The 26,404-nt window shown below is 62.9% G+C and carries 24 protein-coding genes; 6 read left to right on the top strand and 18 right to left on the bottom strand.

Annotated features, from left to right (window positions below; translation table 11 throughout):
• Window positions 1–20 precede the first annotated feature (20 nt).
• On the bottom strand, window positions 21–1,130 hold the full coding sequence (locus ACTJK4_RS15160; RefSeq protein ID WP_440818288.1) for an enoyl-CoA hydratase/isomerase family protein: 1,110 nt from the start codon (window positions 1,128–1,130) through the stop codon (window positions 21–23).
• Between the two features lie 146 nt (window positions 1,131–1,276).
• On the opposite strand from ACTJK4_RS15160, the gene ACTJK4_RS15155 reads away from it, so the two are divergent.
• Window positions 1,277–2,191, top strand: a complete 915-nt coding sequence (locus tag ACTJK4_RS15155; RefSeq protein ID WP_440818287.1) for a sterol desaturase family protein — start codon at window positions 1,277–1,279, stop codon at window positions 2,189–2,191.
• Between the two features lie 61 nt (window positions 2,192–2,252).
• Here the strand turns inward: ACTJK4_RS15155 and typA are convergent, their stop codons facing one another.
• On the bottom strand, window positions 2,253–4,073 hold the full coding sequence (gene typA / locus ACTJK4_RS15150) for a translational GTPase TypA (protein WP_004626434.1): 1,821 nt from the start codon (window positions 4,071–4,073) through the stop codon (window positions 2,253–2,255).
• Window positions 4,074–4,323: 250 nt separating this feature from the next.
• Here typA and ACTJK4_RS15145 point away from each other — a divergent pair, with 250 nt between their 5' ends.
• The 4 genes from ACTJK4_RS15145 (at window position 4,324) to ACTJK4_RS15130 (ending at window position 9,361) form a co-directional block, all read left to right on the top strand.
• Window positions 4,324–4,842 carry a MarR family winged helix-turn-helix transcriptional regulator gene (locus tag ACTJK4_RS15145; RefSeq protein WP_232042559.1) on the top strand — a complete coding sequence of 173 codons (519 nt, stop codon included), beginning with the start codon at window positions 4,324–4,326 and terminating at the stop codon, window positions 4,840–4,842.
• Window positions 4,843–4,916: 74 nt separating this feature from the next.
• On the top strand, window positions 4,917–6,446 hold the full coding sequence (locus ACTJK4_RS15140; protein ID WP_260802612.1) for an AdeC/AdeK/OprM family multidrug efflux complex outer membrane factor: 1,530 nt from the start codon (window positions 4,917–4,919) through the stop codon (window positions 6,444–6,446).
• 56 nt (window positions 6,447–6,502) lie between these two features.
• Window positions 6,503–7,801, top strand: a complete 1,299-nt coding sequence (locus ACTJK4_RS15135) for an HlyD family secretion protein (RefSeq protein WP_440818286.1) — start codon at window positions 6,503–6,505, stop codon at window positions 7,799–7,801.
• Window positions 7,802–7,804: 3 nt separating this feature from the next.
• The gene (locus ACTJK4_RS15130; protein WP_260802614.1) at window positions 7,805–9,361 is read left to right on the top strand and encodes a DHA2 family efflux MFS transporter permease subunit; all 1,557 of its coding nucleotides are present in this window, start codon (window positions 7,805–7,807) and stop codon (window positions 9,359–9,361) included.
• Window positions 9,362–9,426: 65 nt separating this feature from the next.
• Here ACTJK4_RS15130 and truB read toward each other — a convergent pair whose 3' ends face one another.
• The 8 genes from truB to ACTJK4_RS15090 all read right to left on the bottom strand — a co-directional run bounded on the left by truB (window position 9,427) and on the right by ACTJK4_RS15090 (window position 19,959).
• Window positions 9,427–10,383 (bottom strand): tRNA pseudouridine(55) synthase TruB, encoded by a 957-nt coding sequence (truB, locus tag ACTJK4_RS15125; RefSeq protein ID WP_440818285.1) that lies wholly within the window; start codon window positions 10,381–10,383, stop codon window positions 9,427–9,429.
• Window positions 10,384–10,385: 2 nt separating this feature from the next.
• Entirely contained in the window at window positions 10,386–10,757 is a 372-nt protein-coding gene (rbfA, locus tag ACTJK4_RS15120) for a 30S ribosome-binding factor RbfA (RefSeq protein WP_004626422.1), read from the bottom strand.
• 127 nt (window positions 10,758–10,884) lie between these two features.
• Window positions 10,885–13,779 (bottom strand): translation initiation factor IF-2, encoded by a 2,895-nt coding sequence (infB, locus tag ACTJK4_RS15115; protein WP_260802616.1) that lies wholly within the window; start codon window positions 13,777–13,779, stop codon window positions 10,885–10,887.
• Window positions 13,780–13,841: 62 nt separating this feature from the next.
• A complete protein-coding gene (gene nusA, locus ACTJK4_RS15110) occupies window positions 13,842–15,317 on the bottom strand; it encodes a transcription termination factor NusA (protein ID WP_027677577.1) in 1,476 nt (491 codons plus the stop codon).
• Window positions 15,314–15,802, bottom strand: a complete 489-nt coding sequence (gene rimP, locus ACTJK4_RS15105) for a ribosome maturation factor RimP (RefSeq protein WP_440818284.1) — start codon at window positions 15,800–15,802, stop codon at window positions 15,314–15,316. Before rimP ends, nusA begins: the two co-directional genes overlap by 4 nt.
• 208 nt (window positions 15,803–16,010) lie before the next feature.
• Window positions 16,011–17,795: a pseudouridine synthase gene (locus ACTJK4_RS15100; protein WP_440818354.1), complete on the bottom strand. Its 1,785-nt coding sequence runs from the start codon at window positions 17,793–17,795 to the stop codon at window positions 16,011–16,013.
• 90 nt (window positions 17,796–17,885) lie between these two features.
• Window positions 17,886–18,731, bottom strand: a complete 846-nt coding sequence (gene scpB / locus ACTJK4_RS15095) for an SMC-Scp complex subunit ScpB (RefSeq protein WP_440818283.1) — start codon at window positions 18,729–18,731, stop codon at window positions 17,886–17,888.
• Window positions 18,732–19,215: 484 nt separating this feature from the next.
• On the bottom strand, window positions 19,216–19,959 hold the full coding sequence (locus ACTJK4_RS15090) for a sulfite exporter TauE/SafE family protein (protein WP_232042550.1): 744 nt from the start codon (window positions 19,957–19,959) through the stop codon (window positions 19,216–19,218).
• A 177-nt stretch (window positions 19,960–20,136) separates the two neighbouring features.
• Between ACTJK4_RS15090 and fnr the strand changes: the two genes are divergently transcribed.
• Window positions 20,137–20,865, top strand: coding sequence for a fumarate/nitrate reduction transcriptional regulator Fnr (fnr, locus tag ACTJK4_RS15085; protein WP_080633364.1), 729 nt, complete (start codon window positions 20,137–20,139; stop codon window positions 20,863–20,865).
• Between the two features lie 21 nt (window positions 20,866–20,886).
• Here the strand turns inward: fnr and ACTJK4_RS15080 are convergent, their stop codons facing one another.
• The 8 genes from ACTJK4_RS15080 to ccoS form a co-directional block, all read right to left on the bottom strand.
• Window positions 20,887–21,141, bottom strand: a complete 255-nt coding sequence (locus ACTJK4_RS15080; RefSeq protein WP_004626404.1) for a hypothetical protein — start codon at window positions 21,139–21,141, stop codon at window positions 20,887–20,889.
• On the bottom strand, window positions 21,138–21,365 hold the full coding sequence (locus ACTJK4_RS15075; protein WP_260802621.1) for a FixH family protein: 228 nt from the start codon (window positions 21,363–21,365) through the stop codon (window positions 21,138–21,140). Before ACTJK4_RS15075 ends, ACTJK4_RS15080 begins: the two co-directional genes overlap by 4 nt.
• A 26-nt stretch (window positions 21,366–21,391) precedes the next feature.
• Window positions 21,392–22,855 (bottom strand): cytochrome c oxidase accessory protein CcoG, encoded by a 1,464-nt coding sequence (gene ccoG / locus ACTJK4_RS15070; RefSeq protein ID WP_232042548.1) that lies wholly within the window; start codon window positions 22,853–22,855, stop codon window positions 21,392–21,394.
• Window positions 22,852–23,775, bottom strand: coding sequence for a cytochrome-c oxidase, cbb3-type subunit III (gene ccoP / locus ACTJK4_RS15065; RefSeq protein WP_232042547.1), 924 nt, complete (start codon window positions 23,773–23,775; stop codon window positions 22,852–22,854). The genes ccoG and ccoP overlap by 4 nt, the downstream gene beginning before the upstream one ends.
• A gap of 12 nt (window positions 23,776–23,787) precedes the next feature.
• Complete coding sequence (locus ACTJK4_RS15060) at window positions 23,788–23,970, bottom strand: cbb3-type cytochrome oxidase subunit 3 (protein ID WP_232042546.1); 183 nt, start codon at window positions 23,968–23,970, stop codon at window positions 23,788–23,790.
• Between the two features lie 3 nt (window positions 23,971–23,973).
• Entirely contained in the window at window positions 23,974–24,657 is a 684-nt protein-coding gene (gene ccoO, locus ACTJK4_RS15055; protein ID WP_440818282.1) for a cytochrome-c oxidase, cbb3-type subunit II, read from the bottom strand.
• 10 nt (window positions 24,658–24,667) lie between these two features.
• Window positions 24,668–26,125: a cytochrome-c oxidase, cbb3-type subunit I gene (gene ccoN, locus ACTJK4_RS15050; protein WP_232042545.1), complete on the bottom strand. Its 1,458-nt coding sequence runs from the start codon at window positions 26,123–26,125 to the stop codon at window positions 24,668–24,670.
• 95 nt (window positions 26,126–26,220) lie between these two features.
• The gene (gene ccoS, locus ACTJK4_RS15045; protein ID WP_232042544.1) at window positions 26,221–26,400 is read right to left on the bottom strand and encodes a cbb3-type cytochrome oxidase assembly protein CcoS; all 180 of its coding nucleotides are present in this window, start codon (window positions 26,398–26,400) and stop codon (window positions 26,221–26,223) included.
• Window positions 26,401–26,404: the final 4 nt, after the last annotated feature.

The raw sequence follows: 26,404 nt of genomic DNA, 5'->3' as shown, positions 1-26,404 counted from the left end.
AGGCGCGCAGTTTACCGGTTCTAGTCCGACAGCCCCAGCAGCGGATGCTGCTCATGGCGCCACGGCGAGACAAAGAACGCAGTCACTTCATCGTCACGCACGGCGTCGATGCTGGTGTGCTTCCACTTGGGCGCATGGTCCTTGTCGACCGCGAGCGCGCGAATGCCCTCGATACCGTCGCCTTCGGCAAACACGTGCGTCATCATGTCGAGTTCGCGGCGCAGCTCGTCGGCCAAGGTGGTATGGCGGCCACGGCGGATCAGCTCCAGTGTCACCGCCATCATCAACGGCGAGCGCTTGGCCATGTGCGCGGCGGTCTGTGCGGCCCATTCGGTGTCCGTGCTGCCGGCCAGATCGGCGAAGATGCCTTGCACGCTCCCCTGGCTGAAGCAGTCATCGATGGCCTCGCGGTGCGGTGCGATGATGGCCTTGGCATCATCGGGGGCCGAAGCGGCTTCGGTAAAACACGCGGCGATCTGCTCGGCGCTGCTCCAGTTGCCGTCGTGCAGGCGCTGGACGATGGCCGACAGCGCCTCGGTGGTGACGTGGCAATCGGCAAGGCCCACCGACAACGCGTCCGCCGCTTCGATCATCTGCCCCGTCACGCCCAGATATTCGCCCACATGGCCGGGCACGCGCGCCAGGAACCAGCCACCGCCCACGTCTGGGAACAGGCCGATATTGGTTTCGGGCATGGCCATCTTGGTGCGCTCGGTCACCACGCGCAGCGATGCGCCTTGCGAGATGCCCATGCCACCGCCCATGACCACACCGTCCATCAGCGCGAAGTAGGGCTTGGCATAGCTGAAAATCAGGTGATTGAGACGGTATTCCTCGGTGAAAAAGGTGATGAGTTGCGGGTCGTTGGCCGTGGCGGCGCGGTGGAAGAAGCGGATGTCCCCGCCTGCGCACAGGGCCTTGCCGCCTTCGCCGCACAGGATGACGGCGTGGACTTCCGGATCGTGCTGCCAGGCCAGCAGCGCATGCGACATCGCGCGGATCATCTCCAGCGACAGCGCGTTGAGCGCCTGCGGCCGGTTCAGCGTCAGCCAGCCGATGCCGCCGCGGACTTCAGCGATCACGTTGGGTTGAACTTCAGCCTGCGGCGCGATGGAAACGGTGGATTGCATGTCTCGGATGTTGTTGTGGGAATAACGGCTCGCACTGTACACGACAGCGTATTGAAGCGAGGAATGGCTCTAGCCTGCCCCCTTTCGCAGCGCGGGTGTTGGGCGTATACCTGCCAGTTGGAGACGACACACATCACAACAATCCAATGAACCCTGCCAACGCCACCCCGGGCGCGTCCGGTTTCGACCCAGGCCCGATCCTGCTGGCCTTTGCGCCGGTCTTCCTGCTGACCATCGGCGCGGAGGCGTGGTACTGGCGCAAGCGCGATCCGTCCGTCTACAGCCTCAAGGACACCGTTTCAAACGCGTGCCTCGCGCTCATGCACCAGGCGTCGGACGCGTTCTTCCTGTGGCTGATGATCAAGACCGTGTACGCGTGGACGTACAGCCACGGTCTGCGCGCGGTGCCGGAGACATGGTGGTCGTTCGTGCTGCTCCTGCTGTTGCAGGATTTTCTGTACTACTTCTTCCATCGCGCCAGCCACCGCGTGCGCTGGATGTGGGCCTCGCATGTGACGCACCATTCGTCGGAAGGCATGAATTTTTCGACGGCGTTCCGCCAGAGCCTGACCTATCCGATTTCTGGCATGTGGCTGTTCTGGATTCCGCTTGCGTGGACCGGCTTTACGCCGGACTGGGTGATCCTGGCCGTGGGTCTGAACCTAGCATTCCAGTTCTTCGTGCATACGCGGCTGGGCGCGCTGGATTCACGCTACGCCGGCTTCTGGCGGTGGCTCGGGCAATACGTGAATACGCCGTCGGTGCACCGCGTGCACCACGCCAAGAACCCCCAGTACATCGACCGAAACTACGCCGGCGTGCTGACCATCTGGGATCGCATGTTCGGCAGCTTCGTGCCCGAGGAAGACGCGCCCGTCTTTGGCATCACGCGGCAGATCCACACGCATAACCCGATCACCCTCACCTTCCACGAATGGCGCGACATGTGGGCCGACGTGTTCCGCGATCGGGATATTCGCTACCTGTGGAAACCACCCGAGTGGCGCAGCCCGCGCTCCACCTTGACGGCTGAGCCCGACCATATCGGCTATCCGTCCTGAGCGCTAAGCAAAAAAACGCCCCGACATCTCGGGGCGTTCTTCTTGGCAGATCGACCTGCGATCAGACCGCTTCTTCACGCGAGGCGCGCTTGCGCTCATGTTCCTTCAGGTGACGCTTGCGCAGGCGGATGCTCTTCGGCGTGACTTCCACCAGTTCGTCGTCGGCGATGAATTCGACCGCGTATTCCAGCGACATCTGGATCGGCGGCACCAGGCGAACGGCTTCATCGGTGCCCGACGCACGCACGTTGGTCAGCTGCTTGCCCTTGATCGGGTTGACGACCAAGTCGTTGTCGCGGCTATGGATCCCGATGATCATGCCTTCGTACAGCGCATCGCCAGGCGACACGAACATGCGGCCGCGATCCTGCAGTTTCCACAGCGCGTAGGCCACGGCGGCGCCGTCGTCCTGCGAGATCAGCACGCCGTTGTGGCGCTCGCCCAGGTCGCCTTCCTTGACCGGCGAGTAATCGTCGAAGATGTGGCTGATCAGGCCGGTGCCGCGCGTCAGCGTCAGGAATTCACCTTGGAAGCCGATCAGGCCACGGGCCGGAATGCGGTATTCCAGACGCGTACGGCCCTTGCCGTCCGACGCCATGTCGAGCAGTTCGCCCTTACGGCGGCCCAGCTCTTCCATCACGCCGCCCTGGTGGCCGTCTTCCACGTCCACGGTCAGGCGCTCGAACGGCTCGCACTTCACGCCGTCGATTTCCTTGAACACCACGCGCGGGCGCGACACGGCCAGCTCGTAGCCTTCACGGCGCATGTTTTCCACCAGAATCGTCAGATGCAATTCGCCACGGCCCGACACTTCGAAGATCGTGTCGTCGCCGGTGTCCTTCACGCGCAGGGCCACGTTGGACTTCAGCTCGCGGTCCAGACGATCGCGCAGTTGGCGGCTCGTCACGAACTTGCCTTCGCGGCCAGCCAGGGGCGAGGTGTTGACGCAGAAGTTCATCGTCAGCGTCGGCTCGTCCACCTTCAGCATCGGCAGCGCTTCCTGAGCGTCCGGGGCGCACACGGTGCAGCCGATGCCCAGTTCTTCAATACCGTTGATCAGCACGATGTCGCCGGCTTCGGCTTCCTGCACCAGCTCGCGCTCCAGGCCGCGGAACTTCAGCACCTGGTTGATACGGCCCTTGATCGGGTTGCCTTCCGGGCCAAACTTGACCACCACGTCCTGCAGCGGACGCACGCGGCCACGCGTGATGCGGCCCACGCCGATCTTGCCGACGTAGCTGGAATAGTCCAGCGAGATGATCTGCAGCTGGAACGGGCCGTTCGGGTCGTCGTTACGCTGCGGCACCTTGTCGAGAATGGTCTCGAACAGCGGCTTCATGTCGCCTTCGCGCACGTCGTCAGTCAGGCCGGCGTAACCGTTCAGGCCCGAGGCGTACACGACAGGGAAGTCGAGCTGGTCGTCGTTGGCGCCCAGCTTGTCGAACAGGTCGAAGGTCTGGTTGATCACCCACTCCGGACGCGCGCCCGGACGGTCCACCTTGTTGATCACGACGATCGGCTTCAGGCCCAGGGCCAGCGCCTTGCGCGTCACAAAACGCGTTTGCGGCATCGGGCCTTCCACGGCATCGACCAGCAGCAGCACGCCGTCGACCATCGACAGCACACGCTCCACTTCACCGCCGAAGTCGGCGTGCCCCGGCGTGTCGACGATGTTGATGTGCGTGCCGTTGTATTCGACCGCGCAGTTCTTGGCCAGGATCGTGATGCCGCGTTCTTTTTCGATGTCGTTCGAATCCATCACGCGCTCGGCGATCTGCTCGTTCTCGCGGAACGTGCCGGCTTGGCGAAGGAGCTGGTCGACCAGCGTGGTTTTGCCGTGGTCAACGTGGGCAATGATGGCGATGTTGCGAAGCGCGCGCATGGGATGTGAACTCGAAAAGACGTGACACGAGCCCGGGACAGCACCCAAATTCAGCTCGCGGAATAACCTGACATTCTAGCATGCTGCGATGCGCAACACATGACACTCCTTGACGAATCGATGAAGGAGCACAGATTGCGTGCGCACTAGATCACCAATTATTTCTAAAAGTGGAATCGCGCATTCAGTACCTTGCTGTTTGCTGCGCCGATTCGTATATTTGTCCGGACAATGATTGTGCATACATAAGATGTCCGAACAAACAAGACCCGCCACCGAAATTGCTGCCGGAACCCTCTTCCGGGTGGAGGACTACCGCATGTGCGAAAGCGTGGGCTACCTCGTGGGGCGCGCCAAGACGGCGCTGTCCATGGCCATCGAGCAGGAGGTTGCCGCGATGGATGTGACGCACTCGCAGGCCAGCTGCCTGGTGCTGCTCGCCAACGGCCGATGCCAAACCGCTACCGATCTCGGCCGCGAGCTGAATACCGACATCGGCTCACTCACGCGCATGCTCAGCCGCATGGAAAAGCGTGGCCTGATCGAGCGCGTGCGCAGCGAGTCCGACCGCCGTGTCGTGCATCTGGAGGTGACCCAGGCCGGCCGCGACTTGGCCGACCGCATGCCGGCCATCTATACGCACGTGCTGAACCGTTTCTTTGCTGGCTTCACGCCGGGCGACGTCGATACGCTGCGCGGACTTCTCAAGCGCATTCTCGACAACGGCGCCGCAACGGAGGCGCATCGCGTGCGCCCCGCCGGTCACTGACGCCGCTTTGCCCGAATTGCACCCGCAGCACCGGACGCTTCCCGCCCCCTTGATCGCTTGACCCATCAAACAACATGAACGCCTTGAACTCCGCCCCTCAGGCACTTTCGCCCCTAAGCCGCGCCGGCAGTACGCGCGCGCAATGGCCGGCACGCCTGGGTGTGGCGCTTTCCGCCGTGACGCTGGCCGTGCTGGCCGGTTGCGCGAACCTCGGCAATTCGCACAGCACACAGACTCTGACCACGCCGAGCCAGTTGGCGAGCACGCAATCGTTGCCCTCGCAAGGCGGCCAGTGGCCGTCGCAGAACTGGGTCGATCAGTTCAACGATCCGCAACTGCGCGCACTGGTAGATGAAGCCATCAAGGACAACCCGAACCTGCAAGTCGCCTTTGCCCGCGTGCGCGCGTCGCGTGCGATGGCCGATGTGGTGCGCGGCAACCTGTATCCGAGCGTCGGGCTCGATGCCGACATGACGCGCCAGCGCCTGTCGGAATACGACATGTTTGAAGGCACGCCGCTGGCTGGCCGGTGGTTCACGGAATCGAAGATCCAGCTGGGCGTGAGTTACGACCTGGATTTCTGGGGCAAGAATCGCTCCGCGCTGGAAGCTGCGCTGTCCGATGACAAATCGATGGAAGCGGAAAGCCAGGCTTCGCGTCTGATGCTGTCGACCACGGTGGCACGCACCTACGCCAAGCTCGCGGCGCTCTACGCGCAGCGCGACGTGGCCGAACGTGCGATCGTGCAGCGCAAGGATCTGACCAACCTTGCAGGCCAACGCGTGCGTGCGGGTCTTGATACGCAAGTTGAAACCACGCAGGCCCGCGCCAATGTGGCCGCTGCACAAACGGAACTTGAACAAGTCGACGAGCAGATCGCGCTGGCACGCAACCAATTGGCCGCGCTGCTGGGCAAGGGCCCCGACCGCGGACTCGCAATCACACGCCCGACGCTGCTCGCGCAAACCACGCCCAAGCTGCCGAACAACCTGACCATCGACCTGATCGGCCGTCGCCCGGATCTCGTGGCTGCGCGCTGGCGCGTAGAAGCCGCGTCGAAGGATATCGACGTCGCCAAGGCGCAGTTCCTGCCGGATATCAGCCTGACTGCATTCCTGGGGCTGGCCTCGATTGCGCCGGAAAACCTGCTGCTTGGCGCATCGCGTCAGCTCGGTATTGGGCCGGCGCTCAAGCTGCCGATCTTCCAGGGCGGCAAGCTGCGCGCCAACCTGCGCGGCAAGTACGCCAACTATGACGCCGCTGTCGCGAGCTACAACCAGACGCTGACCGAAGCCCTGCACGACACCGCTGACCAGATCACCACGCTGCACAGCATTGACTCGCAGATCGCCATCCAGCGCACCGCCTTGAGCGAAGCTGAGCGCGCCTACAGCCTCGCCCGCACCCGCTACAGCGCCGGCCTTGGCACACAACTGGTTGTGCTGAACGCCGAGACGACCGTGCTGCAGCAACGCAAGCTCGCGACCGATCTGCAGGCACGCCGGCTCGACGCGCAGATGGCCCTCATCAAGGCCCTGGGCGGCGGCTATACAACAGAAGACCTGCCGGGCGCCAAGCCCGAGGCCACCGCCTCACATGGCTGAGCTGTACTGAACTGAACTGAACCGACCGTTCCACCGCATTCTTTCGAGCCAACATCATGAGTGACAACAAGCCCCAAGCCGCACCGTCCGCTGCCCCCGCACCCGCAGCCCCCGCAGCCCCCGCGGCAACGCCCGCCGGCAACGGCAATGCCAACGGAAAGCGCAAGCGCATGCTGACCACGCTGGCCGCCGCACTGGTGGTTGCCGGCGTCGGCTACGGCCTCTACTGGGGCCTGTACGGCCGCTGGTTCGAGTCGACCGACGATGCATACGTGCAAGGCAACGTGGTCCAGGTGACGCCGCAGGTGGCTGGCACCGTGGTCGCCATTCGCGCCGATGACACGCAGCTCGTCACCTCTGGCCAGCCTCTGATCGAACTGGACCGTGCCGATGCACGCGTCGCTCTGGAGCAGGCCGAAGCGGCGCTCGCGCAGACGGTGCGCCAGGTGCGCACGCTGTATTCGAACACCAGCGCGTTCACCGCCACGTTGGCCATGCGCGAAAGCGATCTCGCCAAAGCGAAGGACGACCTGGCACGGCGCAAGCAGATCGCCGGCACGGGTGCCGTGTCGCAAGAAGAAATCTCGCACGCACAAACCGCTGTTCAGGCTGCGCAATCCGCACTGGAAGCCGCCAAGGAACAGTTGCAAGGCAACCGTGTGCTGACCGAGCAGACCACGCTGGAGCGTCACCCGAACGTATTGCAGGCTGCCGCCAAGGTGCGTGAGGCTTACCTCGCCTATGCGCGTACGAGCCTGCCGGCTTCGGTGACGGGCTATGTGGCCAAGCGTTCGGTGCAGGTCGGCCAGCGCGTCGCCCCGGGCACGCCGCTGATGGCCATCGTGCCGCTGGACCAGCTCTGGGTGGACGCCAACTTCAAGGAAGTCCAGGTGCGCCATATGCGCGTGGGCCAGCCGGTTGAACTGGTGGCCGACGTATATGGCAGCAGCGTGACGTATCACGGCAAGGTGGTCGGTTTCTCGGCGGGCACGGGCTCGGCGTTCTCGCTGCTGCCGGCACAGAACGCCACGGGCAACTGGATCAAGGTGGTGCAACGCCTGCCGGTACGCGTGTCGCTCGACCCGAAGGACCTGAAGGACCACCCGCTGCGCGTGGGCCTGTCGATGGAAGCCAAGGTCGACATCCACGATGAAGGCGGCCAGAGTCTGGCCACCGCCCCGACAGCCTCGCCGCTGCAAACGACGGTGTACGACCAGGCCGGCAAGGACGCCGATCAGGTCATTGCCAGCATCATCACGGCCAACGCCGGCCGCGGCGGCGCTACGGCACCGGCCGCCACCAACGTGCCGGCTGCAACGGCTCCGCGCACTTCGCAACCCGCACCCAAGGTCTGACGCATGGCAACCGCCGCGCCCAAGCCGCTACAGCCACTGACCGGCGCCAAACTGGCGATCGGTACGGTCGCGCTGTCGCTGGCCACCTTCATGAACGTGCTGGATTCGTCCATCGCCAACGTGTCGATCCCGGCAATTTCGGGCGACCTGGGCGTGGCCCCGAACCAGGGCACGTGGGTCATCACCTCGTTTGCGGTAGCCAACGCCATCTCGGTGCCGCTCACGGGGTGGCTGACGCAGCGTTTCGGGCAGGTGCGCCTGTTCGTCACGTCCATTCTGCTGTTCGTGCTGTCGTCGTGGGCGTGCGGGCTGGCACCCAATATGGGCATGCTGATCGCGGCCCGGATCATCCAGGGCGCTGTCGCAGGTCCGATGATTCCGCTGTCGCAATCGCTGCTGCTGTCGACATATCCGCCCGCCAAAAGCTCAATGGCGTTGGCCCTATGGGGCATGACAACGCTGGTCGCGCCAATCATGGGGCCGATCTTCGGCGGCTGGATCTCTGACAACATGAGCTGGCCGTGGATTTTCTACATCAATATCCCGGTGGGCGTCCTCGCAGCGTACGCGACATGGGTCATCTACAAGGATCGTGAATCGCCGACACGCGCGCTCCCGATCGACAAGATCGGCCTGGCGCTATTGATCCTGTGGGTGGGCTCGCTTCAGCTGATGCTCGATCGAGGCAAGGAACTCGACTGGTTCAACTCGACCGAGGTCGTGGTGTTGACGGTCGTTGCGATCGTGGGCTTCGCGTTCTTCCTGGTGTGGGAGCTGACCGAAGATCACCCCGTCGTGGACCTGACGCTGTTCAAGGGCCGCAACTTCAGCGCCGGGGTCGTGGCCATCTCGGTGGCATACGGGTTGTTCTTCGGCAACCTCGTGATCCTGCCGCTGTGGCTGCAGACCATCGTCGGCTACACCGCCACGGATGCGGGCCTGATCATGGCGCCAGTGGGCATCTTCGCCATCATCCTCTCGCCCGTCATCGGCAAGAACCTGCCCAAAATGGACGCACGCTGGGTCGCGACCACGGCGTTCATGACTTTCGCACTTGTGTTCTGGATGCGCTCGCACTTTACCGTGCAGGTGGATACGTGGACGCTGATGATTCCGACGCTGATCCAGGGCGCCGCCATGGCAATGTTCTTCATCCCGCTCACGTCGATCATCCTGTCGGGCCTGTCGCCCGAGCGGATTCCGGCAGCATCGGGTTTATCGAACTTCGTGCGGATCATGTTCGGTGGCATCGGAGCATCGATCTCGACTACGGTGTGGGACAACCGCTCTGCCCTGCACCACGCGCAACTGGTTGAACACGTGAATCCGTACAACCCGGCCTATGCGTCGTCGATCAACCAGTACACGCAGCTTGGCATGCCCAACCTGCAGGCCAATGGCGTGATCGAACGCGTGATCTCGCAGCAAGCCGCAATGTTGGGCGCCAACGATATCTTCTGGATTTCGGCGGTGCTGTTTATCGTACTGATCGTCTTCATCTGGCTGACCAAGCCGGCGAAGTCGGCGGCGGGTGCAGAAGCGGCAGCCGGCGCGCACTGATCCAAGATCGCGCAAACAAGAAAGCCACGCGTAGCTGCGTGGCTTTTTTGTTGCCGTCGATCGGCTTAAAGATGCACGAGCCGTTCCGGCCGCAGCACGCCGCCTTGCCAAGCCGCCACACCGAGCAGCGACGCTGTGGCATCCGCTGCAATCGGGTCACGCACGCCGTACACACGCACCTGATCTGCATTCGGTAACGCCAATCGCAACGGCAAGCGCTGACCATGCAGGAAGCGGCGGCTCTCTTCCGCATCCAACTCCACACGCGGCAGGGTCTGCAACAGCGCATCGACTGGTGCCAGCAATGCGGCGCGCGCATCGTCAGGGGCTGCGTCCAGCGATTCGAGCGTCACGGCGCCGTCCAGTGTCAGATTGCCGACCTGCGTGCGACGCAGCGCAACCAGATGCCCGCCGCAGCCCAGCGCTTCGCCAATGTCTTCGCCCAACGTGCGGATGTACGTTCCCTTGCTGCATGACACGCGCAACTTGATCGTCGGCGTTGCCGACTCCAGATCCGTCGCCAGCACATCGATCGCATGGATCGTTACTCGACGTGCAGCACGTTCCACGGTCTGACCCGCGCGCGCGTACTCGTACAACGGCTTGCCGTCCTTCTTCAGCGCAGAGTGCATCGGCGGCACCTGGTCGATCTCGCCGACAAAGCGTGCGATGGCTACGTGCAGTTGCTCCGGCGTGACCGACACCGGACGCTCACTCAGCACCTCGCCTTCCGCATCTGCGGTACTCGTCTTGATGCCAAGCCGCACGACGGTCTCATACGTCTTATCCGCATCGAGCAAATCCTGTGAAAACTTGGTTGCCTCGCCAAAACACAGCGGTAGCAGGCCGGTAGCCAGCGGATCGAGCGTGCCGGTATGCCCCGCCTTCTTAGCCCACAGCAGGCGCTTGGCGCGGATCAACGCATCGTTGCTCGACCAGCCGATCGGCTTGTCCAGCAGCAGCACACCGTGTACATCGCGGCGCGGCGGCTTCTGCGGCCTGGGCGCATGTTGCTCAGCCATCTTCAGTCGTCTTTGGCGCGCGTGGCGTTGGCCTCATCGATCAATCGCGACATCTCGATACCACGCTCGACCGAACCGTCGAAGTGGAAATGCAGTGTCGGCACCGTGTGGATGTGCAGGCGCTTGAACAATAGCGAATGCAGGTAGCCGGCTTTCTCGTTCAGGATGGCGCCGGCGACTTCCGGCTCGGCGCCCAGCACCGTGAAGTAGATCTTGGCGTGCGCGTAGTCAGGCGTGAGCGTCACGGATTGCAGCGTCACCAGGCCCATCGCCGGGTTCTTGATTTCGCGCTGGATCAATTCGGCCAGATCACGCTGGATCTGATCGGCGATGCGCACGTTGCGGCCAGCGGCCGATCCCGATTTCTTCGGCATAGAGTATTCCTCACATGGGCGCCGCCGGCCCGCGCCAGCCCGGCCCAAAAGACAAAACGGTGGCGCGGGACGCGCCCGGGCCACCGTCGCAAAGTCGAGCCGGACACCGCAGCGTCCGGCCAACGTATTACAGCGTACGCGCCACCTCGGTGATCTCGTAGACCTCGAGTTGATCGCCTTCCTGAACGTCGTTGAAGTTCTTGATCGACAGGCCACACTCGAAGCCTTGCTTCACTTCCTTCACATCGTCCTTGAAGCGCTTGAGCGAATCGAGTTCGCCCGAGAAGATGACCACGTTCGCACGCAGCACCCGCACCAGCGAATTGCGCTTGACGAAGCCGTCCAGCACCATACAGCCAGCCACGGCACCCACCTTCGGTACGTGGAAGACCTGGCGCACCTCGACAAGGCCCGTCGTCTCTTCTCGCTTTTCCGGCGAAAGCATGCCCGACATCGCCGCCTTCACCTCATCCACAGCGTCATAGATGATGTTGTAGTAGCGGATGTCGATGCCGTGGTTCTCCGCCAGCTTTCGCGCACCGGCATCGGCCCGCGTGTTGAAGCCGATGATGACGGCCTTCGACGCGGTTGCCAGGTTGACGTCCGACTCAGTGATGCCGCCCACAGCAGCGTGCACGATCTGCACACGCACTTCGCCGGTCGACAGCTTCTTGAGCGAATGCACCAGCGCTTCCTGCGAGCCCTGAACGTCTGCCTTGATGATCAGCGGCAGCGACTTCACGTCGCCTTCGCTCATCTGCTCCAGCATGTTCTCCAGCTTGGCAGCCTGTTGGCGCGCCAGCTTCACGTCGCGGAACTTGCCTTGGCGGAACAGCGCGATTTCGCGCGCCTTGCGCTCGTCCGGCAGTACCAGCACTTCTTCACCGGCGCCCGGCACTTCCGACAGACCCTGAATTTCCACCGGGATCGACGGACCAGCCTCCTTGGCCGACTTGCCGTTTTCGTCCAGCATGGCGCGCACGCGGCCATAGGCCGTGCCTGCGAGCACCACGTCGCCGCGCTTGAGCGTACCGCTCTGCACGAGCACCGTAGCGATCGGGCCCTTGCCCTTGTCCAACTGCGCTTCCACCACCAGACCCTTGGCCGGCGCATTGACCGGCGCCTTCAGTTCCAGCACTTCAGCCTGCAGCAGCACGTTTTCCAGCAGGCTGTCGATACCTTCGCCAGTCTTGGCGGATACCGGCACGAATGGCACATCGCCGCCGTACTCTTCCGGAATCACGCTCTCAGCCACCAGCTCCTGCTTGACCCGGTCGGGGTTGGCTTCGGGCTTGTCGACCTTGGTGATCGCCACCACGATGGGCACCTCGGCCGCCTTCGCGTGGGCGATGGCTTCCTTCGTCTGCGGCATGACGCCGTCGTCGGCAGCCACGACCAGAATCACGATGTCGGTTGCCTTGGCACCACGTGCACGCATGGCCGTGAAGGCCTCGTGACCCGGGGTGTCGAGGAAGGTGATGACGCCGCGATCGGTTTCAACGTGATACGCACCGATGTGCTGCGTGATGCCGCCGGCTTCGCCTGCCGCAACCTTGGCACGACGAATGTAGTCCAGCAGCGAAGTCTTGCCGTGGTCGACGTGACCCATGACGGTCACGACAGGCGGACGGGTTTCGGCCTCGGCGTTCGTCGGCTCTTCCACGCCGCCAATCAGCAGCGCTTCCGGATCGTCCAGCTTGGCTGCGACCGCCTGGTGGCCCATCTCTTCGACCACGATCATCGCGGTCTCCTGGTCCAGCACCTGGTTGATCGTCACCATTTGGCCGAGCTTCATCATCTGCTTGATGACTTCGGCAGCCTTGACCGACATCTTGTGCGCCAGATCGGCCACAGAGATGGTTTCCGGCACGTGCACTTCACGCACGACCGGCTCGGTCGGTGCCTGGAAGGCATTGCGGTTGTCGTCGCCATGGCGGTTGCGGCCACCCTTGGAGCCGGAGCGCCAGCCGTCGGCACCGCCACCGGTGTCGCCGCGCGTCTTCAGGCCGCCACGCTTGCCACCACGGTTGTCGTCTTGCCAACCCGCCTTGCCACGACCGCCCTTCTTGTCACCCGTAGGCGAGCCCGGTGCAGCAGCGGCAGGTGCGGGGGCAGCCGGCTTCTTGGCAGCCGCAGCCGGGCGTGCTTCGCCAGCTGGCTTGACCGGCTTGTGCAGCGTGCCCGATTGCTCGGCCTTCTTGACCTCTTCAGCCTTACGCTCAGCGGGCGTCTTCAGCACGCGAGCCGGAGCGCTCATCATCTCGCGGATGGCTCGGGCTTCGGCTTCAGCAGCTTCGCGACGCTTGCGAGCGGCATCTTCCTCGGCCTTGATCTTGTCGGCAGCAACGCGCGCTTCGTCAGCAGCCTTCTGGGCCGCTTCGCGCTCGGTTGCCAGACGTGCGGCGTCTTCCTCGGCCTTGCGGCGCGGGGCTTCGTCCGACGCTTCAGCGGCAGCGCGGGCAGCCACGGCTTCCTCTTCCGCCTTCTTGGCAGCGAGTTCAGCCTGACGCTTCTGCTCGGCTTCGGCGGCTTCCTGACGGGCGCGACGCTCAGCCTCCTCGCGCTCCATCGCTTCCTGGCGTGCCTTCAGCTCGGCTTCCTGGCGAGCCAGCAATTCGGCCTGGCGGCGCTGTTCTTCCTCGCGACGCGCGACTTCCTCGGCATCGACCACCGGCGCGGCCTCTGCAGCCTCCGATTCGGCCTGTGCCGCGTTCGGCTCATCACGCTTGACCAGCACGCGCTTCTTCTTGACTTCCACTTGCACGGTACGCGTCTTGCCGGTGGCATCCGCCTGGCGGATTTCGCTGGTTTCGCGTTTGGTGATCGTGATCTTCTTGCGCGCGCCATCCTCGGCGCTGCCGTGTGCTCGCTTGAGATAGTCGAGCAGACGGGTCTTGTCCGATTCGGTGATGACGTCTTCCGGCGTCGCCTTTTGCACGCCCGCGGCCTGCAATTGTTCCAGCAGCGCAGATGCGCTACGGTTCAATTCGCCAGCGAGTTGGGCAACTGTTGTGCTTGCCATTCAAACCCTTTCGATGCTTGGTTTCAGTGAGGATTGCGATAAACGATCAACGCTTATGCGACTCACGAAAACCAGTGTTCACGCGCCTTCATGATCAGCGCCTTGGCTTGTTCTTCGTCGACGCCGGTCATCTCGACCAATTCGTCCACGGCCAGCTCGGCCAAGTCGTCACGCGTCTGGATGTTCCCCTCGGCCAGCTTGCCGATCAGCTCCGGGGTCAGCCCCTCGAGGTCGCGCAGGTCTTGCGACACCTTCTCGACCTTTTCTTCCTTCGCCAACTCCATCGTCAGCAACACGTCGCGAGCGCGATTGCGCAGCTCGTTGACGGTGTCTTCGTCGAACGCTTCGATTTCCAGCATTTCCTGCAGCGGCACGTAGGCCACTTCCTCGAGCGAGCTGAAGCCCTCTTCGATCAGGATGTCGGCAACCTCTTCGTCCACGTCCAGCTTCGCCATGAACAACTGGCGAACGACGGAGCTTTCTTCTGCCTGCTTTTGCGCAGACTCTGCCGGCGTCATGATGTTGATCTGCCAGCCGGTCAATTCCGACGCCAAGCGAACGTTCTGGCCGCTACGGCCGATGGCAACGGCGAGGTTTTCCTCGTCGACCACCACGTCCATGCTGTGCTTTTCCTCGTCCACGACGATGGACTGCACTTGCGCCGGCGCCAGCGCACCAATCACAAACTGCGCCGGGTCTTCCGACCACAGCACGATGTCCACGGCCTCGCCGCCAACTTCGTTACGCACAGCCGTCACACGGGTGCCGCGCACGCCGACGCAGGTGCCAATCGGATCGATACGCTTGTCGTGTGCAACAACCGCGATTTTCGCACGCACGCCAGGATCGCGCGCGGCTGCCTTGATCTCCAGCAGGCCCTGTTCCATTTCCGGCACTTCGTTTTCGAAGAGCTTGATCAGGAACTCAGGGCAAGTGCGCGAAAGCTCGATCTGCGGGCCGCGTGCGGTGCGGTCGACATTCAGGATGTACGCCCGGACGCGGTCGCCTGTACGCAGATTTTCCTTCGGGATCATCTGGTCGCGGGCCAGCAGCGCCTCGACGCGACCGGTTTCAACGATCAGGCCCTTCTTGTCGGCACGCTTGATCGTACCGGTCATAACCTTCTCGCCACGATCCAGATAATCATTCAGGATCTGCTCGCGCTCGGCATCGCGGATGCGCTGCAGGATCACCTGCTTTGCAGCCTGCGCGCCAATGCGACCGAACTCGACCGACTCGATCTGCTCTTCCACGAAGTCGTCTACATCGAGGTCAGGATTCTGCTCCTTGGCTTCGAACAGCAGGATCTGCTTGTCCGGTTCCTGCAGGCCTGCATCGTCGGGAACGACGAGCCAGCGACGGAAGGTTTCGTGTTCGCCCGACTCACGGTCGATCGCCACGCGCACATCCACGTCTTCTTCAAAGCGCTTCTTGGTCGCGGAAGCCAATGCGGCCTCCAGCGCCCCGAACACCACATCCTTGTCGACGTTTTTTTCGCGCGCAAGCGCATCGACGAGCAACAGAACTTCGCGGCTCATTGCTTGTTCCCTTTGTTTCGATTTCCTTTGAAGTCCAGCACGGGCACCAGCCGGGCGCGGTCGAGTTCCGACAGCGTAAATTCCAGCAGCGCGGGGCCTTCCTTGCCCTCAAACTCAAGGCCGATTCTTTCTTGGCCTGGTTCGCCCGTCGGGGCCTGAATGATTCCCGTGAAATTCTTTTGCCCGCCAACCGGCAAGCGCAGCGTCACCTTGGCCTCAAGGCCGGCGAAGCGCGTGAAGTCGGCCAGCGTGCGCAGCGGGCGATCCAGCCCCGGCGACGACACTTCCAGCCGGTCATAGTTGACGTTTTCAACTTCGAACACGCGCGTGAGCTGATGGCTCACTTTTTCGCAATCTTCAATGACGATGCCGTTCTCTGCCTGATCGATATACACGCGCAGCAGCCCGGCGGGCGCGCGCTCCACTTCCACCAGCTCGTAACCCATGGCGGTGAGGGTTTTCTCAATCAGATCAGTCAGATGCACGTTTTTCCTGAAGAATTTCCCGGTATGGCCAACCTGCGGAAGCAAAAAAAAATGGGCGCAACGCCCATATCATTCGCCCATCTTCTACAGGATGACTTTTGATTAGACTCACATTGTAATACGCTTCCAGGCAAAACGCAAAAATTGCCCTGAAGCCGCCACAAAAGGGGGGCGTTGCGACGGCTGCCGCACACAACGCCCGCATTTTTTAGCGCTTACCGCCGCGTTTTCCACCACCGCGCGGCGCCTTGTTGCCGTTAGGCATGCCGCCGCCGCTCTTTCCAGGGCGCTTGCCGCCGGGCGAACGATTCCCATCACGCATCCCACCGCCACCGGCCGCGCCGCCGCGGACATTCGTGCGCTCGCCCATACGGGTGCGCGCTGTCAGCGTGGTCGGACCGCCCACATTGATGTAGCCCATGGACGTTTGCATCGGATCGGGCTGACGCGGGTTGGACGGACGGCGCTGCGCGGGCTGCGCGCGATTACCGTTCTCAACACCCATACCGCGCGACTGGAAGTTTGCTTCACCGGCAAAGCCAGACGACATCGGCCCCATCAGCACCGGCGCAGGCCCACGGCGACGATTGCCCTGGCGGTCTTGCCCACCGCCAGAACTGGCCGTCGGCACCTTCATGCCCAGCGTGCCCATCAGCGTACGCACATCCTCGGCCGACACTTCCTGCCAGCGCCCGCGCTTGAGGCCACGCGGGAGGACGAAGCTGCCATAGCGCGTACGGATCAGGCGCGACACGGTCAGGTTGACCGCTTCGAACATGCGCCGGACTTCGCGGTTCCGGCCTTCGGTCAGAGCGACGTGATACCAGTGGTTGACACCTTCGCCGCCGCCATCGACGCAGCGCAGGAAGTTGGCTTCGCCGTCCTGGAGTGGGATGCCGTGCAACAGCTTTTGGCGATCGATCTCAGCCAGCTCTCCAAGCGTACGCACCGCATATTCACGCTCAACGCCATAGCGCGGGTGCATGAACCGGTTGGCGATGTCACCGGAGGTCGTGAAAATCAGCAGGCCTTCGGTGTTGAAGTCTAGGCGACCGACAGCGACCCACTTGCCGGTCTTCATGCGCGGCAATGCATCGAACACGGTCGGACGGCCTTCCGGATCGGACTGGCTGACAATCTCACCGGCCGGCTTGTGATACAGGAGCACGCGCGGCGGCTTGTTGGGAAGCTTGCGCTGGATCAGCTTGCCATTCACGCGCACTTGGTCGGTCGCGAGAATGCGTTGGCCGATATGAGCCGGCAGGCCATTCACGGAAACGCGACCCTGCAGGATCAGGTCTTCCATGTCGCGGCGCGAGCCAAGTCCGGCATCAGCCAGGATCTTGTGCAGCTTGGGCGCGTCATCGTCGGATGTCAGTTCGCGCGTCTTGGGAGACTGCGAGGCGCCGCCGGCGTCAACCTCCGAGTCGTACGCGCCTGAAATCACGTATTGGAAGACGTCTTCGGAGCCCTTGCCACCCTTCAGCCCCTTGCCCCCGCGATTCTGGGTCGGGCCGCCGGCCTTGCCTTGCGGTTTGCCGTTGCGGCTCTGCTGCTTGCCACGACCGCCGGCATTCTTGCCCCCTGCGCCTTCCGTACGCTCGCTGCGCTCGGCGCGCTCTGCCGGCTGGCCTTCGCCTTGACGGCGACGATTCTTGCCAAAACGGCCGCGCGGACCACGTCGCTCGCCCTGGCCGTCTGCTGGCGCCTGTTCGGCCGATGCAGCACTTTCTGCGGCAACGACCGTCGGCTCAGCCGCCGCCTCTTTCGGCTTCCGCACCCGTGGCGCGCGGCTCTTGCGCGGCTGAGCAGGCTGGCCAGCGTCCGCGCCACCCGCCTCAGCGGCTTCACCCTCAGGGCGGCCGTCCTGCTGCTGGCGGCGCGAAGCCACGAGGTTGCGCAAGCCGCGGCGCAGTCCCTTGCGACGAGGCGCGGCCTCAGTCCCATCACCGCCGTCTTGTCGCGGCGGCTGAGCGTCGGCGTCGGCCGGCATACGTGTATCCATGGAATCTGGCTGGGTGCTCACAACGTCTTTCAAATCTAAGGGTTCAGACCATGCGCCGACTGCGCGGCTGCCATGGCATTACGAATGTTCATTGGCCGGAGCCGCAGGCGGCTGGACCGGTGTTTTGTACTCATCTTCGGATGGAACCTCGGTCGCACTCAGCGCTTGCGACTCGGTTTCCAGCGCTGGCTCGTCACCCGCCGCAACCTCAGCAGGCGGCACCGGCGTTTCAACGATGACCTCAACGGAAGCCTCGGCAACCGGCGACCCAGCCGATTCCTGCACCGAAACCTCGGCGCTCTCAGCGCCTTCCGGCGCGTCGTTGACGAGCGCAGTCAGCTCTTCCACAGCAATTGCACCGCCCTCAAATTCGATGGCACCCTGCTCCAGCAAGCTCGCCTGCGCCTGGGCGCGGGCATCTTCAAGCGGCGGCAGTTCGTCCAGCGAGCGCAAGCCAAGGTCGTCGAGAAACTGCTTGGTCGTCGCATACAGCGCGGGGCGGCCCGGCACGTCGCGATGACCGATAACCTCGATCCAGCCACGGTCTTCAATCTGCTTGATGACCTGCGTGTTGACCGTCACGCCACGAATGTCTTCGATATCACCGCGAGTGACCGGCTGGCGATAAGCGATGATCGCCAGCGTTTCCATCACAGCGCGCGAGTACTTGGGCGGCTTTTCCGGGTGCAGGCGATCGAGGTACACGCGCATTTCCGGGCGGCTCTGCAAGCGCCAGCCGGAGGCCAGCGCGACCAGTTCGACACCTCGATTCAACCAATCCTGGCGCAGCTCTTCGAGCAGCACACGGATGGTATCTGCGGACACATCTTCGTCGAAGAGCTTGCGTAAGTCATTGACTCGCAACGGGTCCTGCGCGCAGATCAGCGCGGTTTCGAGGACGATCTTCGCCTCTTGGGTATTCATCGGGTTGAGCGGCTCGTCATTGCTCGCGCGCGGCCAGTCGCCGTCACGCTTGAGGTTTGTCGTCCCACCGCGAAGCACGCGGCATTTCTGAATGCTGTTGCCCGCCCGGGCCCGGCGCGCGAAGACCAATTAATTCAATTGGACCCTGCACCGAAACGCAGTGGCTATGCCCGCGAAGTAGGGCCGGAGGAGCGAGTTGATCCGGTGCCGGTCAGGCACCACAAGGGCAATTTCTTCCGCCGCCATGGGGACGGATACTGCACCGGACGACTGCCAAGAAGAACGGCAGCCCGCCCGAATCGACTGTCCAGGGGACTCTACCGCTGGATGGCATCGCTTGGCGCCGCGCTTAGGATTGTTGATTTGCGCGGGTGGCGAATCGAATTGTGGTTGATTGTAGGGCAATTTCCAGCGGCGCCGCAACCGGGAAGATGTCCTAGCCTCCCATCATGGGGCGATTGGCAATTTTCGGCTGCCTGAACGCCTACAGCACCAGACAGAATCCGTGTGCGTTAAGCATCTCTGGCAACCAGATTGCGTGAGCCAGTCCCCAGACCCCAAACCCGGCGATGGCGATGCCGGCCGCGCCCCGCGCCCATCGCTGGCGCGACAGCCCGCGCAGCCACCCAGCCAGACCAGACATCATCAGCAGGTTCGGCAGCGTACCGGCACCAAAGGCGAGCATGACCACGGCGCCGGAGGCGGCGTTGCCTGCCAACAACGCCACAGCCAATGCGCCGTAGACCATGCCACACGGCACCAGCCCCCAGGCCATACCCGTGAGATAGCGGCGCAGCAGCGGCGGCTGACGCTGCAGCCTACCGCCCAGCGTGGCAGCCCCTCGAGACAGGCCACCTGCCACGCGGCCAAGCAAGCGCTCAAGCCACACACTCCGCCACGCATCTCCAGCGGAACGCACAAGCAGTAAAACCCCATAGGCGACCAGCAATGCGCTAGCGAAAGCAAACAAGCCGCGTTGAATCGGCAGCCATTGCTGGCGCCAGACGGTCGCGCCCATCGCACCCATGATTGCGCCCAGCAACGCATAGGTGGACAGCCGGCCGGCATGCATGACGACCTGTTCAAACCAGAGCCGGCGACGGGACACGATCCGCACCGCCACAGCGCCACGTTCGGCCGCGAGTGCGATACCGCTGCACATCGCCAGACAATGCACACCGCCGAGCAATGCAATCAGGAAAACGCTCAGAAGCGCCGCGGCACTCATCTTTCTGACGCTCTTTTGATATGGACCAAGGTTTTCGTTTTACTGTTGCGAACTAAGCCTAATTGACGCGTTTTGCCCCATCGGAAATGTCCGAGGACAAGAAGGTCGCCGTTATAATAAGCTGGTGCTGTACAACAAGAATTACTCATTTCACTTTCCCGAAATTCGCCCCCGCCCGTGCTCACTCGAATCGCACTTACCGACCAAGCCTCGCGTTGCTCCACCTGTGTACTCGGGCAAATCTGCCTGCCGGTGGGGATGAACTCGGACGACGTGCGCAAGATGGACGATTTGGTCGGCGAGCGCATCCGCATTAAGAAGGGGCAATCGCTCTATTCTTTGGGTGAGCCGCTGGAGGCGGTGTACGGCATTCGTTTCGGCACGCTCAAAACCCATCTGACGCTTGAAGACGGCCGGCATCAGATCACGGGTTTCCACCTGCCGGGTGAAATCGTCGGGCTTGATGGCATTGGCGATATGCGCCACGTGTCGGACGCCACCGCGCTTGAAGATACCGAAGTCTGCGTGGTGCGCTACGACGAGTTGCAGCACCTTTCGCGCCGGCTGCCTTCGCTGCAGCATCAGTTCCTGCGCATCATGAGCAAGGAGATTTCGCAGGATCATCTGATGCTGCTCACGCTGGGCTCCATGCGTGCGGAGGAGCGTCTCGCAGCCTTCCTGCTCAACCTGTCGAAGCGTTCGGCCCAGCGCGGATATTCGTCGACCGAGTTTGTCCTGCGCATGAGCCGCGAAGAACTCGGCAGCTATCTTGGCCTGAAGCTCGAAACGGTCAGCCGCCTGTTCTCGCGCTTTGCCGAAGCAGGTCTCATCCAGATCCGCCAACGCCACGTCAAGCTGATCGACCTGGCCGGCCTGCGCCAGGTCATGAGCGGTCAGGCGGCCTAAGCTGCCGTCCATGGCGCCCGCTCAGACCAGCGGGTGCTCATGCGCTTCCAGCTTGCCAATGCCAGGCGACACATAGAGCGTCAGCGCGCTCGACAATCCGCACAACAACCAGAACACAAAGAACGACACGGTGTAGACGGCCTGGGCCGACACCGTGATCTGTTCGCCGAAAAAGCGCAGGTCGGCGGGGTCTACCACCGCGAAGACCACCAGCTCAGCCAGGGCAGCCGACAGAAATGCCGGCCACAGAATCCACATCAGCAGTCGACGCTTCATCGGGCCTCCGTGTGAATGGCATGCGCCGGTGCGCCAGCCGTCTTTTCGACGACCAAACCGCGCCGTACGACGTTGTCGTGAATGACAGCATCGGGATGCGACATTGCCAGCCAGATGGTCACGCCACAGCCGATCATGGCGACGAACGGCCCTGCCATCAGCAGCCACGGCCAAGGCTCGCGCCACCACGGACGGGCCTGTGCGGAAGATTGCGTTGCGTGCATCGTTGCCTCCTGTTGGGGATGCCGCATCAGCGCGGCACGATGAAGCTCGACGGTTCGCGCAGTACAAGGCTGTCGCTACCGCTGTCTGCATGGATGACGAAACGGATTTTGTGCGAGCCGGGGGCGGCATCGTCAGCCGGCCGGCGCACGCGCACTGGCAGCAGCCGGTTAGCCGCCGGCGGGAGCTCCAGTGTGGTGGACTCGCCCTGACCGCCCTGCACGTCCAGTTCCGGCATGCCCTCTGCGGTGATGGTCACGCGCATGGGGTGCTCGGACGCGTTCATCAGTTGCAGGCGATAAACGTTCTCGATCTTGCCGCCGTCCACTTCACGCGCCAGTGCGCCACGATCACGAATCACGTCAACCTTGAGCGGCTGCCGCATGGCCAACGCCACGATGAACCCCGTGACGAGCACCAGCATGATCCCCGTATAGATCAGCACGCGCGGGCGCAGCAGATGTCGCCGGGCTTCCTTCGGGCTGAGCCGATCAAGCATCGCGCGTTCCGACGTGTACCGGATCAGACCCCGCGGGTAGCGCATCTTGTCCATGACCTGGTCACAGGCGTCAATGCAAGCACCGCAACCGATGCATTCGTATTGCAGCCCTTGGCGGATATCGATGCCGGTGGGGCACACCTGCACGCAGATGCTGCAGTCGACGCACGCACCCAGACCCTGAGCTTCGAAATCGGCGTTGCGCGAGCGGCTGCCGCGCGGCTCGCCGCGCTGCGTGTCATACGTCACGACGTAGGTATCGGGATCGACCATCACGCTCTGGAAACGAGCGTAGGGACACATGTAGCGGCAGACTTGCTCGCGCATGAAACCGGCGTTGCCCCACGTCGCAAATGCGTAGAACAGCATCCAGAATGTCTGCCAGGGGCCGAGAGACAGCGTCCAGGTCTCCATGCCCAGATCGCGGATCGGCGTGAAGAAACCGACGAAGGTGAAGCCCGTCCAGAGCGCAATGAGGATCCAGGCCGAATGCTTTGCGGCCTTCAGGCGGAACTTGCGCAGGCTCCAACGCTCACCGTCGAGGCGGATGCGCGCGAAGCGATCTCCTTCGATATGCCGCTCGATCCACATGAAAATCTCGGTGTAGACCGTCTGCGGACAGGCATAGCCGCAAAAGAGGCGCCCCGCCACCGCCGTAAATAGAAACAGCGCCAGCGCCGACAGCACCAGCAGCAACGTCAGATAGATGACATCCTGCGGCCACAACACGAGCCCAAAAAGGTAAAACTTGCGTGCGCCTAGGTCGAACAGCACCGCTTGGCGACCGTTCCACTGGAACCACGGCAGGCCATAAAAGATGGCTTGCGTGGCCAGAACCAGCCAGACTCGCCAACGCGCAAAGGCGCCGGTCACGGCGCGCGGATAAATCTTGCGCCGGACCTCATAGAGCATCTGCTCGGTGGGTGCGTCTTCGGCGCCCGCCGCCGCGGTGGCGGGCGTCATCGGACGCCAGGCTGGTTCTTTGTCGCTCATTGCGCGTGACTCGTGTTGCTGTTCGACAGACCCCAGACATAGGCCGCCAGCATGCGGATCTTCTCTGGTGAGAGCAGGTTCTCGTGTGCCGGCATCGTGTTGTCACGACCCTTGAGGATGGTCTCGACGATGGTTGCTTCCGAACTGCCGTACAGCCAGACGCGGTCGGTCAGGTTAGGTGCGCCAAGTGTCTGATTGCCCTTGCCGCTTGCCGTGTGGCAGGCCGCGCAGACCGACTTGAACGTCGGTTCACCACGCGCTGCCTTGATCGGGTCGTAAGACAGGCCCGACAGCGAGCGCACGTAGTTGGCCACGTTGACCGCCTGGTTGCCATCCACCACCGCAGCCAGCGATGGCATGACACCGTGGCGCCCCTTGGTGATGGTGGTCAGGATCGTCTCGGGATCGCCGCCGTACAGCCAGTCGCTGTCGGTCAGGTTCGGGAAGCCCTTCGAGCCGCCGGCGTCGGAGCCGTGGCACTGCGCGCAGTTGTTCAGGAACAGGCGCTGGCCGATCTCGTGGGCCTGGGGATCGGCGGCGATCTGCTTGATATCCATGCTGGCATAACGCGCATAGACCGGACGGACCTGCGCATCGGCTGCAGCACGCTGCGCGGCCAATTCGCCCCGTGTCGAGAAACCGAGCGCGCCGCCGTATGAACCCAACCCCGGGTAGAGGATCAGGTACCCCAACGCAAAGATGCACGACAGCAGGAACATCCACATCCACCAGCGCGGCAGCGGGTTGTTCAATTCCCGCAAATCGCCATCCCATACGTGGCCCGTATCTTCCCCGGCGCTGTGCCCGGGTGCCACTTGAATGCGCCGCTGCGAAAACAGCAACCAGACACACCACACGATGCCGACCAGGGCGATCGCTGCGATGTAATACCCCCAGAACTCCGAAATGAAGTCGCTCATGATTCTGTGTCCTTATTGATGCGGGCGCGACGCGTCTGCGTGCGCACCGGCGACCTCGGTCTCATCGGGCAGCAGGAACGGCAGCATGGCCGATTCCGCATTCGCAGCGCGGCGATGCGCGGAGAATGCCCACCAGGTAATGCAGACGAACAGCACGAGGAAGACGGCAGTCGCAATTGCACTCAGCGTGGCCATGGCTTACTCCTTCGCTGCAACGGTGGCAGGCGCGGCAGCCGGAGCGACAGCCACGTCCCTGACGTTACGCAGCTCCACGCCAAGGCCTTGCAGATAGGCGACCACGGCATCTTCTTCGGTCTTGCCTGCCAGTTGCTCGCGCGCCCCGGCGATCTGGGCATCCGTATAAGGCACACCCAGCTGACGCAAGACATGCATCTTCTTCTCGATGTCGCTGTTGTCCAGCGGCGTTTTCGAGAGCCACGCATACGACGGCATGTTCGACTCGGGCACCACTTCACGCGGATCGCGCAGATGGATGCGATGCCAGTCGTCCGAATAGCGCTGCCCAACGCGCGCCAGATCCGGGCCCGTACGCTTGGAGCCCCACAGGAACGGGTGGTCGAACACCGACTCGCCAGCCAGCGAGTAGTGGCCATAGCGCTCGGTCTCGGCGCGAAGCGTACGCACTTGCTGCGAGTGGCAGCCAACGCAGCCTTCGCGGATGTAGATGTCGCGCCCCGCCAGCCGCAGCGCCGAATACGGGGCGATGCCCTTGACCGGTTCAGTGGTCGAATGCTGGAAGAAGAGCGGCAAGATCTGCACCAGGCCCGCAATGCTGACGACGACGAGCGTCATCACAATCAGCAAGCCGATGTTCTTTTCCAGCGTCTCGTGCGAGAAAAACTTGTTGGATTGGTTGCTCATGTTCCCCTCCTCACTGTGCCGCGACCATCGGGGTCTGGGCCGATTGAGGAATCGGTGCATCGATGGCCTTGCTGCCCTGGATGGTCTTGAACACATTGAATGCCATCAGCAGCATGCCGCCCAGGAAGCACAGACCGCCAGCCAAGCGAATCAGGTAGAACGGGTACGTTGCCTTCACCGCTTCGACAAAGCTGTAGGTCAGCGTGCCGTCAGCCTCGGTGGCGCGCCACATCAGGCCTTGCATCACGCCGGCAACCCACATGGCGGCGATGTAGAGCACCACGCCGATGGTCGCCACCCAGAAGTGGACCTCGATCAAACGCGTGCTGTACATCTTCTGCTGACCGAACAGGCGCGGAATCATGTAGTACATCGAACCGATAGTGATCATCGCCACCCAGCCCAGGGCGCCGGAGTGCACGTGGCCGATCGTCCAGTCGGTGTAGTGCGACAGCGCATTCACGGTCTTGATGGACATCATCGAGCCCTCGAACGTCGCCATGCCGTAGAACGACAGCGCCACCACGAGGAACTTCAGGATCGGATCGGTGCGCAGTTTGTGCCAGGCACCCGACAGGGTCATGATCCCGTTGATCATGCCGCCCCACGACGGGGCCAGCAGAATGAGCGAGAACACCATGCCCAGCGACTGCGCCCAGTCGGGCAGCGACGTGTATTGGAGGTGGTGCGGACCCGCCCACATGTAGGTGAAGTTCAGCGCCCAGAAGTGCACGATCGAGAGGCGATACGAATAGATCGGGCGTTCGGCCTGCTTGGGCACGAAGTAATACATCATGCCCAGGAAGCTGGTGGTCAGGAAGAAGCCCACTGCGTTGTGGCCATACCACCATTGCACCATCGCATCCTGCACGCCGGCATAGGCCGAGTACGACTTCCACATCGACACCGGCAATTCAGCGTTGTTGACGATATGCAACAAAGCAATCGTGATGATGTAGGCGCCGAAGAACCAGTTGGCCACGTAGATGTGCCGGGTCTTGCGCTTGGCGATTGTGCCGAAGAACACGATCGCGTAAGCCACCCACACCACGGTGATCAGGATGTCGATCGGCCATTCGAGTTCGGCGTATTCCTTCGAGCTTGTGTAGCCCAGCGGCAGCGTGATGGCAGCCGCCACGATCACTGCCTGCCAGCCCCAGAACGTGAAGGCAGCAAGCTTGTCGGAAAGCAGACGCACCTGGCAGGTACGCTGCACGATGTAGTAAGACGTCGCAAACAGCGCGCTGCCGCCAAACGCAAAGATGACGGCATTCGTGTGCAGAGGGCGTAGCCGGCCGTAGGTCAGCCAAGGCACCCCGAAATTCAGTTGCGGCCAGATCAACTGGGCCGCGATCAGCGCACCGACCGCCATACCGACGATGCCCCAGACGATCGTCATGATCGAGAACTGGCGAACAACGCGGTAATTGAAGGTCTGGGTGGGCTGCAACGCGCTGGACGATTGCATGCTTGCTCCCCGAGAGTGTTGGTTTGATAGGGTCATGTTAAGAATGGGGCGATATTCGAGTCTTGACGTGCGTCAAGGCACCCCAGCCAACGTGGTCAAGTAGTTCCGTCCCGCGACACTGCGTCACGCGCCGGAGTATCAGGGTCCAGCAGAATCGATTCAGCAGGCGCCTTGAGATCGTCGTACTGGCCCGAGCCGACGGCCCACCACAGCACTCCGACAATCGCCACCACCAACATCAGCGACAGCGGAATCAGCAGGAACAGCGTTTCCATTTCG

It is taken from the genome of Ralstonia sp. 22111 (assembly GCF_052045895.1).
Lineage (GTDB): Bacteria > Pseudomonadota > Gammaproteobacteria > Burkholderiales > Burkholderiaceae > Ralstonia > Ralstonia wenshanensis.
Note: the sequence above shows the minus strand (reverse complement) of the source record. Positions and strands in the feature narration are given on the sequence as shown.